The sequence below is a fragment of the Kluyvera sp. NPDC087067 genome (assembly GCF_044745165.1).
GTDB lineage: Bacteria > Pseudomonadota > Gammaproteobacteria > Enterobacterales > Enterobacteriaceae > Kluyvera.
Window position 1 is genome coordinate 899,706 of the sequence record NZ_JBIUZS010000001.1, and the last position, 18,497, is coordinate 918,202.

Annotated in this window: 15 protein-coding genes; 4 read left to right on the forward strand and 11 right to left on the reverse strand. The window is 55.9% G+C overall.

Annotation, left to right across the window (positions count from 1 at the left end; translation table 11 throughout):
- Positions 1-155: 155 nt before the first annotated feature.
- The 3 genes from ACIPDS_RS04345 to amyA all read right to left on the reverse strand — a co-directional run bounded on the left by ACIPDS_RS04345 (position 156) and on the right by amyA (position 3,637).
- Positions 156-389: a DUF2526 family protein gene (locus ACIPDS_RS04345; RefSeq protein WP_400732969.1), complete on the reverse strand. Its 234-nt coding sequence runs from the start codon at positions 387-389 to the stop codon at positions 156-158.
- 9 nt (positions 390-398) lie between these two features.
- Positions 399-1,997 carry an ABC transporter substrate-binding protein gene (locus tag ACIPDS_RS04350; protein WP_400732971.1) on the reverse strand — a complete coding sequence of 533 codons (1,599 nt, stop codon included), beginning with the start codon at positions 1,995-1,997 and terminating at the stop codon, positions 399-401.
- A gap of 152 nt (positions 1,998-2,149) precedes the next feature.
- Positions 2,150-3,637, reverse strand: coding sequence for an alpha-amylase (amyA, locus tag ACIPDS_RS04355; protein ID WP_400732973.1), 1,488 nt, complete (start codon positions 3,635-3,637; stop codon positions 2,150-2,152).
- A 244-nt stretch (positions 3,638-3,881) separates the two neighbouring features.
- Between amyA and ACIPDS_RS04360 the strand changes: the two genes are divergently transcribed.
- The 3 genes from ACIPDS_RS04360 to ACIPDS_RS04370 are packed head-to-tail and all read left to right on the forward strand — an operon-like array spanning position 3,882 to position 10,318.
- Positions 3,882-5,204 (forward strand): SrfA family protein, encoded by a 1,323-nt coding sequence (locus tag ACIPDS_RS04360; RefSeq protein ID WP_400732975.1) that lies wholly within the window; start codon positions 3,882-3,884, stop codon positions 5,202-5,204.
- A 3-nt stretch (positions 5,205-5,207) separates the two neighbouring features.
- Complete coding sequence (locus ACIPDS_RS04365) at positions 5,208-8,189, forward strand: virulence factor SrfB (RefSeq protein WP_400732977.1); 2,982 nt, start codon at positions 5,208-5,210, stop codon at positions 8,187-8,189.
- Positions 8,186-10,318 carry a virulence factor SrfC family protein gene (locus ACIPDS_RS04370; protein WP_400732979.1) on the forward strand — a complete coding sequence of 711 codons (2,133 nt, stop codon included), beginning with the start codon at positions 8,186-8,188 and terminating at the stop codon, positions 10,316-10,318. Before ACIPDS_RS04365 ends, ACIPDS_RS04370 begins: the two co-directional genes overlap by 4 nt.
- A gap of 177 nt (positions 10,319-10,495) precedes the next feature.
- Here ACIPDS_RS04370 and ACIPDS_RS04375 read toward each other — a convergent pair whose 3' ends face one another.
- The 7 genes from ACIPDS_RS04375 to ACIPDS_RS04405 all read right to left on the reverse strand — a co-directional run bounded on the left by ACIPDS_RS04375 (position 10,496) and on the right by ACIPDS_RS04405 (position 16,918).
- Positions 10,496-11,728: a putative acyl-CoA thioester hydrolase gene (locus ACIPDS_RS04375; protein ID WP_400732981.1), complete on the reverse strand. Its 1,233-nt coding sequence runs from the start codon at positions 11,726-11,728 to the stop codon at positions 10,496-10,498.
- A 125-nt stretch (positions 11,729-11,853) separates the two neighbouring features.
- A complete protein-coding gene (pcaC, locus tag ACIPDS_RS04380) occupies positions 11,854-12,243 on the reverse strand; it encodes a 4-carboxymuconolactone decarboxylase (RefSeq protein ID WP_400732984.1) in 390 nt (129 codons plus the stop codon).
- Complete coding sequence (pcaD, locus tag ACIPDS_RS04385; RefSeq protein WP_400732988.1) at positions 12,240-12,998, reverse strand: 3-oxoadipate enol-lactonase; 759 nt, start codon at positions 12,996-12,998, stop codon at positions 12,240-12,242. Before pcaD ends, pcaC begins: the two co-directional genes overlap by 4 nt.
- On the reverse strand, positions 12,976-14,340 hold the full coding sequence (locus ACIPDS_RS04390) for a 3-carboxy-cis,cis-muconate cycloisomerase (RefSeq protein WP_400732990.1): 1,365 nt from the start codon (positions 14,338-14,340) through the stop codon (positions 12,976-12,978). Before ACIPDS_RS04390 ends, pcaD begins: the two co-directional genes overlap by 23 nt.
- Positions 14,341-14,349: 9 nt before the next feature.
- Positions 14,350-15,552, reverse strand: a complete 1,203-nt coding sequence (gene pcaF / locus ACIPDS_RS04395) for a 3-oxoadipyl-CoA thiolase (protein WP_400733473.1) — start codon at positions 15,550-15,552, stop codon at positions 14,350-14,352.
- Positions 15,553-15,561: 9 nt separating this feature from the next.
- The gene (locus tag ACIPDS_RS04400; RefSeq protein ID WP_400733476.1) at positions 15,562-16,218 is read right to left on the reverse strand and encodes a 3-oxoacid CoA-transferase subunit B; all 657 of its coding nucleotides are present in this window, start codon (positions 16,216-16,218) and stop codon (positions 15,562-15,564) included.
- A 10-nt stretch (positions 16,219-16,228) separates the two neighbouring features.
- Positions 16,229-16,918 (reverse strand): 3-oxoacid CoA-transferase subunit A, encoded by a 690-nt coding sequence (locus tag ACIPDS_RS04405; protein WP_400732993.1) that lies wholly within the window; start codon positions 16,916-16,918, stop codon positions 16,229-16,231.
- A gap of 166 nt (positions 16,919-17,084) precedes the next feature.
- Between ACIPDS_RS04405 and ACIPDS_RS04410 the strand changes: the two genes are divergently transcribed.
- A complete protein-coding gene (locus ACIPDS_RS04410; RefSeq protein ID WP_400732995.1) occupies positions 17,085-17,891 on the forward strand; it encodes an IclR family transcriptional regulator C-terminal domain-containing protein in 807 nt (268 codons plus the stop codon).
- On the opposite strand, the gene smrA is transcribed toward ACIPDS_RS04410, so the two are convergent.
- Entirely contained in the window at positions 17,888-18,451 is a 564-nt protein-coding gene (gene smrA / locus ACIPDS_RS04415) for a DNA endonuclease SmrA (RefSeq protein WP_400732997.1), read from the reverse strand. The two genes, ACIPDS_RS04410 and smrA, sit on opposite strands and share 4 nt — an antisense overlap.
- Positions 18,452-18,497: the final 46 nt, after the last annotated feature.

The following is an 18,497-nucleotide window of genomic DNA, read 5'->3' on the forward strand; positions in this document are numbered from 1 at the left end:
GCCTACGCCAACCGGCAGCTACTGTGGGCATTGACAACACGTAGGCCTGATAAGCCACGCGCCATCAGGCACAACCGCGCACATTGCCGGATGGCTGCTATGCCAATCGGTAGCCCGGCCGAGCAAAGCGACGCCGGGTGCCAACGGCAGAAAAACTAAAGAATCGTGCCGCCCTGGCTTAGCAGTTCCCGACGCAGCTCTTCCAGCTCTTGCTGATTTTTACCGTGATGCGCGATGGCAACCCGAAGACGCTGCTGCTGGGTAAAGCGATCTTCGCGGCTTAACTCGGCGTCATCGCTCAGCACCTGCAACAATTCATTCATATGGGTAATCACGTTTTCCGCAAGCGCGGCTTCAACACGTTCGCTAACCTCATCCAGATGCGACATCTTCACTCCTTAATTAATTTTCACCTTCGAGAAATCACTGCCCATCAGGCTTACGCTATAACCGGTAATGTTACTGCGGGTAGCGTAGAACGTTTTGCCATTGGCGAGCGCAATCCACGGTGCCTGCTGATAGAAAATTTCCTGCGCCTGCCCATAAAGCGCGGCGCGTTTCGCCGGGACGCTTTCGACCAGGGCTTTCTTCATCAGGCCATCATACTCTTTATTGCACCAGCGCGCGGCGTTTGAGCCGGATTTTATGCTGTCACAGCCGAGTAAGGTGTTAGCAAAGTTGTCCGGGTCGCCGTTATCCGACATCCATCCGTAAAGCGCGCTGTCGTGCTCGCCCTTGCGGATACCCGTCAGGTATTCACCCCATTCATAGCTGACAATTTTGGCTTTCACCCCGACTTTCGCCCAGTCGCTTTGGATCATCTCAGCAATACGCCGTGAATTTGGGTTATAAGGACGCTGCACCGGCATTGACCACAACGTCACATCAACGCCCTTCTCAAGCCCCGCCTGTTTAAGCAGCGCTTTGGCTTTCTCAGGATCGTAGCCATAATCTTGCAGATCTTTTTTATAGCCGAGCATATTCGGTGGGATTGGGGATTTAGCGACCGTACCGGAGCCCATAAACACCGCATTCACGATGGCCTGTTTGTCGGTCGCATAGTTAAGCGCCTGACGAACTAATACGTTATCAAACGGTTTTTTCTCGGTGTTAAACGCCAGATAGCCGACATTCAACGCTTCAACCGCGTGCAGCGCCAGGTCATGATTCTTTTTAATCGCATCAAACTGTACCGGAGAAGGCGCCGGGATAATCTGACATTCGTTGGTTTGTAGTTTTGCCAGTCGTGTTTCCACGTTCGGCGTAATGGAGAAGATCAGATGTTTGGTGGGCACCGCGCCGTCCCAGTAGTTGGGGTTAGCGAGATAGCGGATCTGTGAGTCAACCTTATACTGCTGAAGAACATACGGGCCGGTGCCAATAGGCCAGTTGTCGACGTTTTCCGGCGTGCCTTTTTTCAGCATCGCATCGGCGTATTCAGCCGAGAGAATTGATGCGAAGTCCATACCCCAGTCGGCAAGAAACGCGGCGTTAGGTTCACTCAGAACGAACTGGACGTGATAATCATCGACCTTCTTCACTTCTTTAATCAGCTTGTCCAGGCCAACGTCGCTAAAGTATTCATAATTGCCCTGCGACACGTTGTGATACGGATGGTCTTTGTCTTTCTGACGCAGCACCGAGAAAATAACGTCATCGGCATTGAAATCACGGGTCGGTTTAAAGAATTTGTTGCTATTGAACTTCACGCCCTGACGCAGCGTAAAGGTGTAGGTCAACCCGTCCGGCGAAATCGTCCATTCGGTAGCCAACGACGGCACCGGCGTATTTTTCACCGGATCGAAATTAATCAGGCGGTTATACAGCACCTGAGAACTGGCCACAAAGCTTGGGCCGGAGCTGGCGATTTGCGGGTTAAAAGATTCTGGTGAAGCCTCGGAGCAGTAGATCAGCGTGTCATTGTTTGCCGCCCAGGCGGCGCTTGCCGGTAACAGTGCGCTGAGCGCCAGCGCGAGGAGCGTTTTCCCTGTGGTCATGGTTATATGCCTTTCGATTTTATTATAAGGATGGTCGTACTAATAACAGCACAGCGTTACAAAGCTGGCAAATAACCAATCGGCATAAATCATAAATTAATCCATTAACATCAATTAAATACCCCCAGCATCCTGCGACGCTGGGGTAGCTGTCAGAGCACCTCCTCCAGTACCCACACGCTGACGCAGCCGCCATTGCAGGTAAAGGTCGCTGTGCCTTCGCTGTCAGTTTCGACCGTCTCTTCGCGATTGTTGAGGAAATCTTTCCAGCGTTTATTGCCGTAGTTTTCGCCAAGGGTCAGCGTTTTTTCACCGTCATCGCCATTGGAAAGTACCACAACGCATCCCGGCATCTCATCCGTTCCGCTGCGGCTAAACGCAATGCAATTCGGGTGATCGAACCATAGCGTCTGCACCCCGTGGGCGTAACGTTGACGAGCGTCGATCAATTCATGCAGCTGCGCAATAACCGGCATGTCGATGGTGTAGGTTTCACCATCCTGGCCGCTGTCCTCGTAGTGCGCGCCAAACAAGTCCGGGTAAAAGACCGACGGCACGCCGTTTTCACGCAGCAAGATCAGCGCATAGGCCAGCGGTTTAAACCACGCTTCGACCGGAGCTTCCAGCGCCTGAAGCGGCTGAGTATCATGGTTTGCCACCAGCGTCACCGCGTGGAAAGGATCGGCTTCCACCAGCGTACCGGTGAAGATCTGACTCATGTCGTAGTCGCGTCCCATGCGCGAGGCTTTATGGAAATTCAGTTGCAGTGGCGCATCGAACAGCATCGATTTTCCGGCAACCTGGTCGATATATTGCTGCAATTTATCCACTTCGTGTGACCAGTATTCCGCCACGACGAATAACGGTTTCGGTGCCACTTCCTGTACGTGTTCAATCCACTCTTTATAGAACCACGCGGGAATATGTTTTACGGCGTCAAGACGAAAGCCGTCACACTGTGTCTGCTCAAGCATCCAGCGCGCCCAGTATTTAATCTCTTCGGTCACCGCATGATTACGGAAGTCGACATTTTCGCCCATCAGGTAATCGAAATTTCCCATTTCGTCGTCAACCTGATCGTTCCAGCCTTCACCGGTATAATCATTGACGATTTTGAAAATGCCGTCTTCATCAGGATTTTCGATATGGTCGATACCGCTAAAGCATTTGTAATCCCAGACAAACTGCGAATATTTTCCCTCACGGGCGGGAAACGTATAGCGAGTCCAGGCTTCACACTCGATGATTTCCTCGTCAATTTGCGTGCGATCGTCAGCATTCACGCGCTGGACGCGAACCTGCTCTTTTTCATCTGCCCCCATCTTATGGTTGACGACCACGTCCATCAGCACCGCAATGTCATGCTGTTTCAGCGCCGCTACCGCTTCCAGTAGCTGGTTTTTATCACCATATTTGGTGGCGACCGTTCCTTTTTGGTCGAACTCGCCGAGGTCGAAAAGATCGTAGCTGTCATAGCCCACTGAATAGCCACCCGACGCCCCTTTATAGGCCGGCGGTAGCCAGATCATATTGATACCAATTTCTTGCAGGTTCGGGGCTAATGCCGCCACTTCCGGCCACAATTCACCGCCGGTCGGGTAATACCAGTGAAAACATTGTAATAAGGTGGGGTTGCGCATACCTGTTCTCCGTGTGAGGCGACACAAGAACTATAAGTGGGAAATACGCAGGGCGCGAAGTTCTGAGCCCTAACTTGATAGAATTTATGCCGGTTATTGTCACTATAGGAAAAAACCACAAGATTTAACTTAAGTAATAACATTCAATGCCGCGAGAATTACCCTATTTACCCCTTTCATTCGCCGTTTGTTGCATTTCGCTTTGCGTAAAGTAATGCCGTGAAGAAGTCTATGGGATAAGAACGTGGCAAAAATTCTTTTACGCAGCGGAAGTCTTGATGATTTCCAGGCCGTAGGCGGCGGCGGGCAAACCGTGTTTCATCTTGCGTTGCAGGTGCGTGAAACCCTGCGTTTACGTAAACAACTCGCCCTGGCGGATTGCCTGGCGATCCCGCAGCTTAACGATGAAGGTGACCGGGTAGACTGGTATTCGCCGATACAAGGCGACGTGGTGAGCTGGAAAGCCGCTGACGAAACGTTACGCACCCGCGCGCTGCACTATTTAGAGGGATTGCAGGAGAGCGCTCGTACGCTGAGTAAAAAATGCCTGCAATCGGACAAAACCGCTCAGCAGTTGTTCGGCGCGCTACTGGAAAAATCGCTCCAGTTTCCTGGTGAAAACCACCTGTTTTTGGTCGACGGCAAACCCGTTATCAGCTTCTGGGGGTTTGTGAATCTTAACGAAGCCGCGCGTGAAGATACCCTGGACTGCCTGCGCTACGTTGAGCCGCAGGAGATGGTAGTCCCGGAGATTGCTGAGCTCCCAGCCGTTGAAGAACCGCTGGCACCGGCTATCGTTTTCCAGCAAGCCGAAGCGCCGTTGCTGTCAGCAGATGAGCCGCTGATTAACGCCTATACGTTACCGGTTGATGAACCGGATGAAACGCCCACGCCCGTGGAGACCGTCGCCGCTGCCCCGTCACCAAAAGCACGCCGACCTCGCTGGATGTGGGGGATCCCGCTCGCAGCAGCCGTGGCGGCGCTCGCAATTGTCGTGCCGTTAACCATCCCAACCTCACAGGCAGAGTCCGAGCCGGTAGCCGAGAAAGCGGCCATGCCGGAAATGCCCGCTACAAAACCGCTCCCGGTGTTAGCCGCCGCCCTGCCTTTGCATCAGGCCAGTTTCAAACGCGAGCCCGTGGTCGAAGTGGAAGAAAAACCGGTGGTCATCGCCGCCATTCCCAAGGACGCGATGGTGATGGATGCCACGCAAATGCGCACCGGCACAACCCGTTTTCTGAACGGCACCTGGCGTCTGCAAATGGATATCAGCGATGCTCATAGCGGCAAAGCGCCGAGCCTGCGCTATCAGATTCAGAATAATAAAGGCACTGCCCGACTGGTGCGTGAAGGGAATATTATCTGCAAAGCCGCGATTTTCTCTGGTCTACACCAAAACGGCGAGCTGATGATTAAAAGCCGCGGCAATGCGCAATGCAGCGACGGTACGCGCTACCCGCTACCGGAAATCAGCTGTAAACCTGGCAACAGTAATGTCGCCGTTTGTCATGCACGGTTTGACGCCAAAACGGTTGTCCCGTTGACCTTTAAAAAGACGGGAGCGTAAACCATGCTGGTTACCCTATGTGATTACAAACAGAGCGTGACGCTGATTGCCAATAGCGGCGTCCAGTTCCTCGACTTCGGCCTCAGCCCTCAAGAGTCGCTGCAACAGGGTCGCTTTGTGCGCAAAACCGCCAACGGCCCGCTGCTGCGCCTCGACTATGACGTCGTCAACCAACGCCACACGCTACCCGGCGAACCGGGCCGTCCGCCAGAGGTGGTGAAACCTGAATCCACCCTGCCGCTGCACCACTCGCTGACCCTGCTTGACGGTGTCTGGCTACCGCTGCCATTTTTGCGTTTTAACCCGCCGCGCACCTTTGTGGAAGGGCCGGATAACTGGGCCCGGGTGCAAATTCGTAAACTCGCCACGCCGGACAGCGCGGGCAACACGCATCGCGTGACCCTCGCATTTGACAGCCAGGTGAGCGATGAAGCGGCTACCGCGTTATCTCCCGTGACTAACGATCTGCTTAACGGCACGCGTTTTGCGCTGGCCTGGCGCGACCACGAAGTGAATGATTTTCTTGACCAGACGTGGATTGACGGCTGGCTACGCGAAGTCTTTCAGCAAAGCCTTGCCGTCCACGAAAGCCGCAGCGAACGTGAGATTAGCCAGGCGCTGAGAAGTTTTGAGTATCAGGGCCATTGGCTCAATATTCTGGCCCTACTCGGCGAGCAGCTAACGGTGCCTGAGATTAAAATCGTCACCGCTACCCTCAGCACGCCAGCGATTCCGGTGGATCTGATTCTCGACGTTGGCAATACCCACACTTGCGGCGTGATTATTGAAGATCACGGTGATGCCAACGACGGCTTGCGACAAACCGCTGAATTACAGGTTCGTTCGCTCAGCGAGCCGCAGTATCTCAACGAACCGCTGTTTACCAGCCGGGTAGAGTTCTCCGAATCACGCTTTGGCAAACAACATTTCTCCGTTGAGAGCGGGCGTGAAGATGCCTTTATCTGGCCTTCTCTGGTGCGCGTTGGCGATGAAGCCCGCAAGCTGGCGATGCAGCGTTTAGGTACCGAAGGCTACAGCGGAATTTCCAGCCCGCGTCGCTATCTGTGGGACGAGACGCCAACCGTGCAGGACTGGCGCTTTAGCCAGATGAACAGCAAAACCCAACGCGAACCGCTGGCAACCGCTTTCCCGTTGATGAACCTGATGAATGACGAAGGTCAGCCGCTGTTTACCCTGCCTGCGGACGAGCGTATGCCGGTCTTCTCACCGCAGTACAGTCGTAGCACCCTGATGACGCATATGCTCTGCGAGCTGTTGGCGCAGGCGCTGGGACAAATCAACAGCGTGGCGACGCGTCTGCGTTTAGGCTTCCCCGCCTCTCCACGCCAGTTGCGAACGTTGATTTTGACCCTGCCCTCGGCAATGCCAAAACAAGAGCGTGAGATTTTCCGTCAACGTATGTTCGAAGCCATTGCGCTGGTGTGGAAAGCCATGGGTTGGCATCCACAGGATGAGGATTTTGCCAACGTACGCTTGCAGGAAAAGAGCGTTGTCCCTATTCCGAAAATTCATATGGAGTGGGATGAGGCGAGCTGCGGGCAATTAGTCTGGTTGTATAACGAGGCTATCTCCCACTTTGCCGGGCAGACCGAGGCGCTATTCGCCTCAATGGCGCGCCCCGACCGATTGCCGGAAGCGGGCGAAGCTCCCGGGCGTGCGCTGCGCATTGCATCGCTGGATCTCGGCGGCGGTACCACCGACATGGCGATTGCGCAATATCAGCTCGACGACGGTATTGGCGGCAACGTCAAAATCACCCCGCGCCTGCTGTTCCGCGAAGGCTTTAAAATCGCCGGGGATGACGTTTTGCTGGATATTATTCAGCGCTGCGTTCTGCCCGCGCTGCAAATCCATCTACAAAAATCCGGTGTCGCTGACGCACAGGCGCTAATGGCAACGCTGTTTGGCGACTCAGGACGGCTGGACACTCAGGCCGTCCTGCGTCAACAGACGACGTTACAGCTCTTTATGCCCATCGGCCACGCCATTCTGGCGGCGTGGGAGCAAAGTGACACTCAGGATCCGCTGGCTGGATTGCACGCCACCTTTGGTGAATTACTTCCCCAAACGCCGACCCGTAACGTGCTGAACTATGTCGGCCAGGCGATTGAACATGCCCTGCCGGTAGGAAGTACCCCGTTTGATCTGCTGGCAGTGCCAATTGAGGTCACCTTCAGCGCGTTACAGCAGGCGATGCTCGACGGTGAATTTACCCTCGCAGGGCCCCTGCATGCCCTGTGTGAGGCCATTTCTCATTACGCCTGCGACGTGCTGCTGGTGACCGGCCGACCTGGGTGTTTGCCGGGTGTGCAGGCGTTGATCCGCTATCTGCAACCGGTGCCGGTTAACCGTATGGTGTGGCTGGATAAATATCACGTTCATGAATGGTATCCCTTTAGCCAACAAGGACGCATTGGTAACCCGAAATCCACGGCGGCGGTTGGGGCCATGTTGTGCAGCCTGGCGCTGGACTTGCGTCTGCCGCACTTCAACTTCAAAGCCGCCGACATTGGTGCCTACTCGACCGTGCGCTATCTCGGTGTGTTGGATAAAACCGTTAACACGTTGCGCGATGAAAATATCTGGTATCACGACCTCGACCTCGATAAGCCCGGCGCAAAGCTTGATGCACGTCTGCACTTCCCGCTGCGCGGCAACGTCACGCTGGGCTTCCGTCAACTGGCAAATACCCGTTGGCCGGCCACGCCGCTGTATACGCTGAGCATTAACTCGCCAGAGCTGGCGAAAGCCATCGCCGGTGACGGCGTCCTCCAGGTGCGCCTGAAGCTTGCGGGCGGCAGCAAGCACGAAGCGCCACAGGCATTTATTCTGAGCGAAGCCTGGCTTCAGGACGGTACACCCGTGTCGCCAGATGACCTGACCTTAAAACTGAACACCCTGGCCGACCGCCGCCACAGCGGCAGCCATTACTGGATTGATAGCGGGAGCGTATTCCTCAAATGACCCCATTAGATAACGTTATCGACTGGCTCGCCGTCGCCCGCCAACGCTCTCCGATGCTTGATGATGATGCAGATGCTCTGCTGACGCGCCTGCTGGCGCTGGACGCCCAACAAACCTCTCAAGTGGCGAGCAGTAAACTACGGCCCAGTATTGCCCTTTTCGGCCATTCTCAGGCGTCCAAAGCGCATCTCCTGCGCACCCTATGCGGCAACGGTGAGGGACGGTTATCCGTGCAGGCAGGCAGTAAAACGCTCGATTATTTCAGCCATATCAATCCAGGGCATAGCCTGACGCAAATGGCCGTGCGCTTTAGCCGCGCCCCCGCCGCCACCGACGATGCATTCCCTCTGCGCCTGACGCTGCTTAGCGAAGCGGCATTGGTGCAACTGTTTATCGCCCACGCGTGGCAACGCGGTGATATACGTCCCCCCGATGCCACCGTTATCGCCAGTCGCCTGCAAGGCTGGCAGAGCCTCCGCCAGCCACAGCCGGTGCCCGGTATTACGCCTAAAGAGATTGCCGCCATTGCCCGTTTCTGGCGCGACACGCTGCCGACGTCCTACCAGCAAATTGACGATGGCCTGTGGTATCAGTTTGCGCACCTATTGCCTTCGCTCGATCTCACCGCGCGAGCACGGGCATGGTCTTTACTGTGGGGGGAACAGCATGCGTTGACTCAACATTGGCTTACGCTGGCGCATACCTTGCATCAGCTGGGGAATCGTCGCGAGGTTTTGGCGCCGCTCAGTTTGTTGGTTGATGCCTTCACGCTGCCGATGGACGCTTTCTTAATGCCTGGCGGCGAAAGCGATGACGCGGTGCTGGTTCATCCGCTTACCGACGAAGGTCATCAGAATGCGGTCAGTATTCCGGTAACGGCACTGGCGCAGTTGACCCTTGAACTGGTGCTGAGCACCGAACATGGCGTGCTGGACAACGTAGATATTATCGATATTCCCGTCCCGCCCGTAAGCGCGGATGCGCCGCTGTGGACCAGCAAGTGCCGCTGGCTGCTCGAGAATTATCGTCAGCATCAGCAGCCTGATATTGTGCTGGTGTGTAACGCGACAGCGCAGCGCACCGCCATTGCGTCGACCGCTAAAGCGCTATTGCGTTGGGTGAATGAAACGCAACCTGCGCAGGAAAATAAACTGCCCGGGCTGGTCTGGGCAATTACGCCGGAAGATGATCGTTTCATTCATAAACGTCATTTCGATGAAACCGTTCAGCAATTGGTGGGTAAACCTGGCCTGCACTGGGGTACCTTACAGGCACTGGATCACAGTAGCCTGCAACGGTTAATTGAATGGTTATCACAAGCGACACAACCCACATTACGCGAACGTCGTTTTGCCGCGATGATGGCAAGTTATCAGCAGCAATTGCACACTCTCTGCCAGCCGTTGTTAGCCAGCACTGAGTCGAACACGGCGCGAATAGAGAGCACCATTCGCGAGCTGCAAACTCATGCATCGCGGCACGGTGAACTGCTGGCGTGTTTGTTACCGGAGCTGAGCGCGTTTGACGCATTGTGTCAGGTTCAACAGCAGCGGGAAGAAAAAGTCAGCGGGTTATTTAATGATGCTGTGGATCTGTTTGCCGCTCAGGAGACATCACAACATCATGCGCTTTCACATCAGGATCCCGGATCTCAGGCTTACGCGCTGTGGTGTCGACATTTGCGCCAGTGGAGCCGTCAGCCCCATGCTCAGTTGACTTCAACGACCCAACAGCAGCTGGTATTCACGCTCATTGCCGCCAGTCAAAGGCTGGCACTCGCGCAGCAGCTACGTCGCGCCAGCACGGAGCAACAAGCGGGTGCGGCCCAGCTTCGCGCGATCCTTGGCAACTTCATCAACTGGTTAGGTTATGCCGAACTGCCCGTCGAACAGCGCCCGGCAAGCCGTATTGCCAAAGGCAGCGCCGTCTTTGCGCAAAGTACCGCCCCCGACAGCGCGCGCCTGACCCAACTGGGTGAACAGCCGGTTCATGCAGCCTCACGCTACGTTTATGACTGGCTGGTGGCCCTGTATACGCGCAGCATGGAGTCGGATGATGGGGAGAATCTTTGGCAGTTAGACGCTGAAATGCAGCGGCAGCTTCAGGCATGTTTCACGGTTAGATTTTGAGCACTTCCCGGAGTCGGCGTTGCCTCGTCCGGGCTACCGTTTGATCTGGGCCGGATGAGGCAATGCACCCATCCGGTCTACCGATTGATGTAGGCCGGATAAGGCAACGCCGCCATCCGGCAATATGCGCCTGGCCGCCTGATAGCACGCCGCCTCTCAGACCTACCCGCTGCCATTTCACCGCTCCCACAGCCGGTTATACCGCACATCGTTTAGCTGCCGCGCGCTATCCGTATTCCCCTTAAACGATCTGCCGGTGGTCGCTGCCGCTCCCCACGGAGACAGGCTGTCATAGCCGCTATCAATGGTACTGTTGATGATCAATACCTGACCATTGGCCGTTTTCCCCGGAAGATAACCGGTTTTCCCTGCCCCCTGATCCCAGGCGCGCCCTAGCTTCGCTTTGAAGCTTCCCTTATAGCCCTCATCGGTCGTAAAGCGGCTATTTTTCACCAGGAAACCGTAGGGATTGTCCGGTAGCGTGTTGGGCGCTAGCACGTAGGCTTCCGGGGATTTGCGCGTGGACACGGTATGGAAATGCACGTTGTCAAACACCACGTTCGCGCGGCCGAAAACGAAGTCAACGTCGCCCTCGATATAGCTATCCTGTACGTGAACGCGATTGATTCTGTCAGTCAGCGCGTCGTTATGGCGATTACTCACGTTGAGATACAACGTATCCTGACGCCCCAATAAACGCACATTCTGTAACTGGACGCGGTCGCCGTCGGTACGCAGCGCAACGCCCTGATGCGTGCCGCCATCCACCGTATCCAGCAAGCTATTGGCAATGGTCAGGTTCACTAACTGGAGGTCGTTGCTCTGTGACCAGACGACGGCAGCACAGTTAGTGCCAATGATCGCCGTCGTTTTACCGGCACACAGCGCATACTGATAATAGGCTGGCGACGATGGCGGGTAGTCATCGGCATTCACCGTCTGGCGATACTGTGCCGGGCTAAATTGTGAATCGATCGCCAGCTCCAGACGTACCGCATCCGGGCCGGTTCCGGCGCCATAAAGTGTTATCGGTGGCGCGTCATCCGGGATATAAACCGTACCGGTGTAGACGCCGGGCTCAAGGCGAATATAGATACGCTCGTTTCCCTGACGCTTTGCCAATGCGGCATCAACCGCTTGCTGAACGCGCGTAAAAGGAGCGCCGCTCGGCGCGACGCGCCACGGTGTGTCAATGTGAGTCAGTTCGATGGCGGGCGGTTGCCACGGCCCTTTTGGATTTTGCCGTAAACCGCCTTGTGCAAAGTAATTTTCAAGGGTATACGGTGCCGCTTCCTGTGCCGTAAGCAGCGGCCGGGTCGGGGTTCCCGTTGATAAGGGCGCCGCGCATCCCTGTAAAACTAACGGCATGAAAAGCAGTGACGCCATGCCGGCCTTAGGTAGTCTTATCATCGGATCTCCATTATCACGTTAAAAGCGACTCCAGTGGGCCTGGCAATAACTCAGCCCCGGAACCTTAAAAACAGAAACGAAGATCCGATAATAATGGAACTCTATTTTAATTTATAACCAGGCGATCACGCTTTCTCTGCATCAAGCTCATCAAACACCTGCTGCGCAAGATGCATTGTGGCGTTAGCCGCAGGCAGCCCGCAGTACAGCGCCGAATGCATGATCAGCTCTTTCAGTTCATCGCGCGTCACGCCATTATTAAACGCAGCGCGCAGGTGCATTTTTAGCTCTGCCTCACGGTTAAGCGCAATCAGCATCGAGATGGTGATCATGCTCCGGGTGTGATGGTCGAGCCCCGGTCGCGTCCAGGTTTCTCCCCATGCGTAGCGAGTGATAAAGTCCTGAAATTCTTCATTCAGCGGCGACAATTTTTGCAACGTGCGCTCGACGTGGGCATCACCCAACACCTTGCGTCTGACGTTCATCCCCTGCTGATAGCGTTCATCATTGTTCATGCTCTCTCCGAAAAAAATGCCACGATGGCCGCCGTGAACTCATCGCTTGCCTCGACGTTAGACAGATGCGAGGCCGGCAGCTCCACCAGAAACGCGCCATTGATTTGTTGGTGTAGATAATCGGCGTCCGCGACGGTAGTGACGGGATCATGTTGCCCGGCGATAATGAGCATAGGCAGCGCGATGGCCGCAACTTCTGCCCGCAGGTCGGCCGCCGCCAGGGCTTCACAGCATTCGGCATAGCCCTGAGCGTCTGAGGTTGCCAGCTGATGGCACAATTGTTCGACCGTGGCAGGCTGGTGCTGACGGAAATCCTGGGTAAACCAGCGGTCGGCCGAACCCGCTGCCACTACGCCCATTCCTTCACTGCGTACCGTGCGCGCCCGGGACAGCCAGTTCGCCTGATCGCCAATTTTGGCCGCGGTATTGGCAACAGCAATTTTGTAGAAACGTTCCGGGGCAAAACGCGCCAGCCAGAGACCGGTTAAGCCTCCCATGGAAATACCGCAGAAATAGGCTTTGTCGATATTCAGGCTATCGAGCAACGTGATGACGTCTTCCGCTAATTGTGACAACGTCACCTTTCCGCGTTTTGTCGTTTGCCCATGACCGTGCGTGTCATAGCGCAGAACGCGAAAATGTTGGGTGAGTTCGGCAATTTGCGCATCCCAGAGTGAGAGCGTGGTGCCCAGCGAGTTTGATAACACCAGTGCCGGTGCCTTTTCGGGTCCATCAAGACGATAGTGGATATTCATTTCCCTGCTCCTGAAAGCGCGCCAAAACCTGACGCACAAAGTAGTCCGTGCTGCCGATAGCATTCGCCGGGTCCAGCAGCTGCGTGATTTTCGCTGAAGAAAGATGCTGGCTGACCAGCGGATCGTTTTCCAGCAGCGGTTGCAACGGGCATTCCAGCGCAATTGCCCGATGGCAAATTTGTTCAATTTGATGATGGGCATCGGCTTTGCCGATAAAGGCGGCCAGCGCCTGAGTCACCGATTCAGCCATTATCAAACCATGGGTTATATCTAAATTATCACGCATTTTCTGCGTGTTAACCTGCATACCGCGCAGCAAGTCGTGGCTATTTTCCAGCACCCCACCCGCGAGCATGATAAGTTCCGGCAGCGTTTCCCATTCCGCCTGCCAGCCGCCGAGCGCGCGCTCGTGCTGCTGAATTTGACTGGCATACAGCGTCGCCATTAGCCCCGGCATACGCTGCACCGCGGCCAGAATCGCGGCGCAACCCACCGGATTGCGCTTATGCGGCATTGCTGAGGAACCGCCGCGCCCTTCGGCAATCGGCTCGCTGACCTCAGCCACTTCTGTTTGCATCAATAAAGAAAAATCGTTGGCAAATTTACCGAGCGTTGCGCTGACGCCAGCATACCAGCCAGCGACTTCAAGCAGACGGTCGCGCTGGCTGTGCCAGGGCGTATCGGGGAGCGATAAATTCAACGTCGCCGCCAGATGCTGCACCACCTCGGGCCCCGCTGTTTTGAGTGATGCCAGCGTACCCGCCGCGCCGCCAAACTGAAGCGCCAGTACGCGCGGGCGCATTTCCGCTAGCCGCTGTTGCCAGCGCAGCAGCGCATCGAGCGTACCCGCCAGTTTTAGGCCATAGGTAATAGGAAGCGCATGCTGCAGCCAGGTACGGCCTGGCATCAGGGTATGTTGATGACGGGCCACCTGCTCTGCCAGCACTTGCACCAGTTGCTGAAGGCGCTTTTCCGTTTCATCCAGCGCACTACGCAGCTGTATAATCAGGCCGGTATCTATCGCGTCCTGACTGGTTGCCCCCCAATGCACGTAACGCGCGGCCTCGGCATCGCGCATTTTGACAGCTTGCGTGAGCTGCTTAACCAATGGGATCGCCAGATTTCCGGCATCAGCCGCCGCATTGGCCAGCGCGGTAAAGTCGAGAGTCTCAGCCCGACAGGCCGCGACGATGGGGTTGACCGCTGACGCGGGAATGACGCCGCATTGCGCCTGCGCCGTCGCCAGCGCTGCTTCAAAATCCAGCATCCCCTGCACGGTGTGCTCATCGCTAAAAAAGTCGCTCAGAGCATGCGTGCGCAACAGCGGGGTCAATAAAGTCATTCCAGCTCCTTAAACGCGTTCAATAATCAGCGCGATCCCCTGACCGACGCCAATGCACATGGTACACAGCGCATAACGCCCACCGCTACGGCGTAACTGATAGGCGGCACTCATCGCCAATCGTCCACCCGACGCTCCCAGAGGGTGCCCCAGCGCAATAGCCCCGCCGTGCGGATTCACATGGGCAGCATCATCCGGCAACCCTAAATCACGCAGCACGGCCAGCGCTTGTGCCGCAAAGGCTTCATTGAGTTCAATCACATCCATCTGCGCCAGCGTCAGCCCGGTCTGGGCTAATACTTTGCGCACCGCCGGTGCCGGGCCAAAGCCCATAATGCGCGGAGCAACGCCTGCCGTTGCCACTCCCACCACGCGAGCCAGCGGCTGGAGATCGTTTTGCGCCATCGCCTGTTCGCTTGCGATCAACAGCGCACACGCGCCATCGTTGACCCCGGAAGCATTGCCTGCGGTGACGGTCGCATCCGGGCGGACAACGCCCTTAAGTTTTGCCAGCGCCTCAAGCGAAGTGCTGCGCGGGTGTTCATCCTGCATAAAACAGAGCGGTTCGCCCTTTCGCTGCGGGATCCACACCGGGATCAGTTCATCTTTAAAGATACCCGCCGCCTGCGCCTGCACGGTGCGCAACTGACTACGCAGGGCAAAGGCATCCTGACTGGCCCGGGAAATAGCAAAATCCGTGGCGACGTTTTCGGCCGTTTCCGGCATGGAATCCACGCCATACAGAGCCTTCATCTGCGCATTAATAAAGCGCCAGCCGATAGTGGTATCTTCCATTTTCATGCTGCGGCTAAAAGCGCTTTCGGCCTTGCCCATCACAAACGGGGCACGCGACATGCTTTCAACACCACCCGCAATCATCAGCTGAGTTTCACCGCTTTTAATCGCCCGCGCGGCAATCCCAATGGCATCGAGGCTGGAGCCACATAAGCGGTTTACCGTACTGCCGGGCACCGTCTCCGGCAAGCCCGCGAGTAACAACGCCATACGAGCCACGTTACGGTTGTCTTCTCCGGCCTGATTCGCACAGCCGTAGATAACATCGTCAATACGGGCAGGATCCAGGCCACGATTGCGTTCGAGTAACGCTTTTAACGGCAGCGCCGCTAAATCGTCCGCGCGAACGCTTGCCAGCGTACCACCAAAACGGCCGAAAGGTGTGCGCACTGCGTCGCAGATAAATGCTTGATTCATCATAGTTCCTTAGGCGGTTTCCGCCATGGCGTCATAGGTCAGGGATACCGGCGTTATGCGTTGTAATTCGTCAAACGAGAGGCCGTTAAAGATTTCACGAACCACCGGGCCGTTAGCGGTAATATCAATGACTGCAAGGTCGGTGTAGATACGGCTTACGCAGCCGACGCCGGTCAACGGATAGGTGCAATGTTCAACCAGTTTGCAGTCACCATCGCGCGTCAGGTGATCCATCATGACGAATACCTGTCGCGCGCCAACCGCCAAATCCATCGCGCCACCCACGGCGGGAATGGAATCGGGCGCGCCGGTACTCCAGTTGGCGAGGTCACCCATCGCGGAGACTTGATAAGCCCCCAAAACGCAAATATCCAGATGGCCGCCGCGCATCATGGCGAAAGAGTCGCCATGGTGGAAATAGCAGCCGCCCTGCAATAAGGTCACGTACTCTTTACCCGCGTTAATCAACTCCGGGTCTTCTTCGCCTGGCAACGGTTTTGGCCCCATCCCCAGCAGACCGTTTTCGCTGTGCAGGAACACTTCTTTATCGCTGGGCAGATAATTAGCAATACGCGTTGGCAGCCCGATGCCAAGATTGACGTAAGCGCCTTCCGGGATATCCTGCGCCACGCGTTTTGCCATGTCGTCACGAGAGAGTTTTTGCATCATGGGTTCCTTAGGCGCGCAACGCCTGGCGGGTGAGAGATTCCAGTGAGAAGACGCGCTGCACGAAAATCCCTGGGGTGATGATATTTTCCGGGTCCAGTTCGCCAAGCGTGACGAGATTCGTCACTTCGGCAATGGTGGTTGTCGCGGCGGTCGCCATAATTGGGCCAAAGTTTCGCGCCGCTTTGCGATAGACCAGATTGCCCCAGCGGTCTCCCTGATGCGCTTTTATCAGGGCAAAATCCGCTTTAATGGGATATTCGAGCACGTAATGGCGCCCGTCGATTTCGCGCGTTTCTTTTCCTTCTGCCAGCGGCGTGCCGTATCCCGTAGGGGTAAAAATAGCGCCAAGACCTGCACCCGCTGCCTGAATTCGCGCCGCGAGATTGCCTTGTGGCACCAGCTCTAGCTCAACATCGCCGCGACGATAAAGGTTGTCAAAAATCTGCGAGTCGACCTGGCGCGGAAACGAACAGATCATCTTGCGGACGCGCCCCGCTTTCAGTAGCGCCGCCAATCCAATCTCACCGTTACCCGCGTTGTTATTGATGATGGTCAGTTCGCGCGCGCCCTGCTCAATCAAAGCATCGATAAGCTGTGTCGGCTGTCCGGCTGGGCCGAAGCCGCCGATCATGACGGTGGCGCCATCGTGGATCCCGGCGACGGCGTCTGCCAGCGTCGATACACTTTTATCAATCATCAGGTGCTCCTTGATGTGCGGTTATCGCACTAATTTTCGTTGTTCGCACAAAATGTGACCCGCTTAACGATGTCGGTCAAGGGCGATAATCGAAATATGGTGCGATAATCGAACATCATGTATGTTTAGCGTAAGAATGTGATCGGCAGCATAATTGGAGAGAGAAATGGAGAAACATCCCGATGATATTTTGACCGGCGATCCCGACCCGTTCAAAGGCGACCCCAACTTTATGGCCTCGCTTGCCCGCGGTCTGGAGGTTATCCAGGCATTCACGCCACAGCGGCGGGTGCTGTCGATTTCACAGATTAGCCAGAAGACCGGGATCCCACGTGCAGCGGTGCGCCGCTGCCTGTATACGCTTGGCAAACTCGGTTTTGTCTATGCGGAAGACGGCAAGAATTTCCAGCTCCGACCACGCATTTTATCCCTCGGTCATGCATGGTTAGCCTCCACGCCGCTGGCGCGTTCGGCGCAGCCGGTGTTGAAGCATTTAAGCGAAATGCTCAATGAATCCTGTTCCATTGCCACGCTGGATGGTGACGATATTCTGTATATCGCCCGCGCCTCCAGCTCGCGCATTATGACGATTGATCTGGATATCGGCAGCCGCCTGCCCGCATGGTCAACGTCGATGGGACGCGTGCTGTTAAGCCACCAGCCGGAAGAGAAACTCAACGATATGCTGGCCCGCGTGACCATGATCCGCTATACCCCGCAGACGATTTCTTCCGTCAGCAAGCTGCGTAGTGAATTAAAAGCCGTGCGTCAGCAGGGTTATGCGCTTAACGATCAGGAGCTAGAGATGGGGTTACGTTCGCTGGCGGTGCCGCTTTTCAATAGCCAGGGACAAGTGGAGGCGGCGCTCAATGTCGGCGTCCATGCCGGACAGGTTTCGGCCAGCGAATTACTGGAGCGGGTGTTGCCCGAACTGCAAAAAGCGGCCGCGGAATTGACGCTGCTTATGCGTTAACGACTGCGTTTGGCGTGCCGCTCGCTGTTTTCCAGGCTGGCGGCCGCTGATTTACGTAACGCGACGTAGCACGCTCCGCTGCCGCCGTGATGCGGCTTTGCACAGCAAAAGGCCTGCACTTCCTCAAATTCGGTTAGCCAGCGGGCAAGGTAGCTGCGGATGATATTGGCATGCGCGGCCTCCTCTTTCCCCTTACCGTGAATAATAAGCAGGTTGCGCAAGCCGTCACGGTGAGCCTGACGGATAAATGCAAACAGCTGCTGGCGGCATTTTTCCACCGGCTGGTGCAGAAGATTCAGGCTGTCTTGCTGGCGATATTTCCCCAGGCGAAGCTTGTCGATGACGCCGGTTTGCAGTCCTTCGCGTCGGAATTCAAGCGGCGTATCCAGCGGGATGATGTCCAGAAAGCCGGTGGTGAGAAAGTTATCCAGCTGTAAGGTGTCGATTTGCTGGCGAGTGCGAGAGTTGCGGACAGGCTGCCAATGAACATCATGGCAAAGCTTTAGCGGCTGGACATCTTCCATGGCGTCGAGAAACAGTGATTTTTCGTCAAGATTCATATGAGCTCCCCGTAACAACTGACCGATACTATAGCCGCGTGGCGCT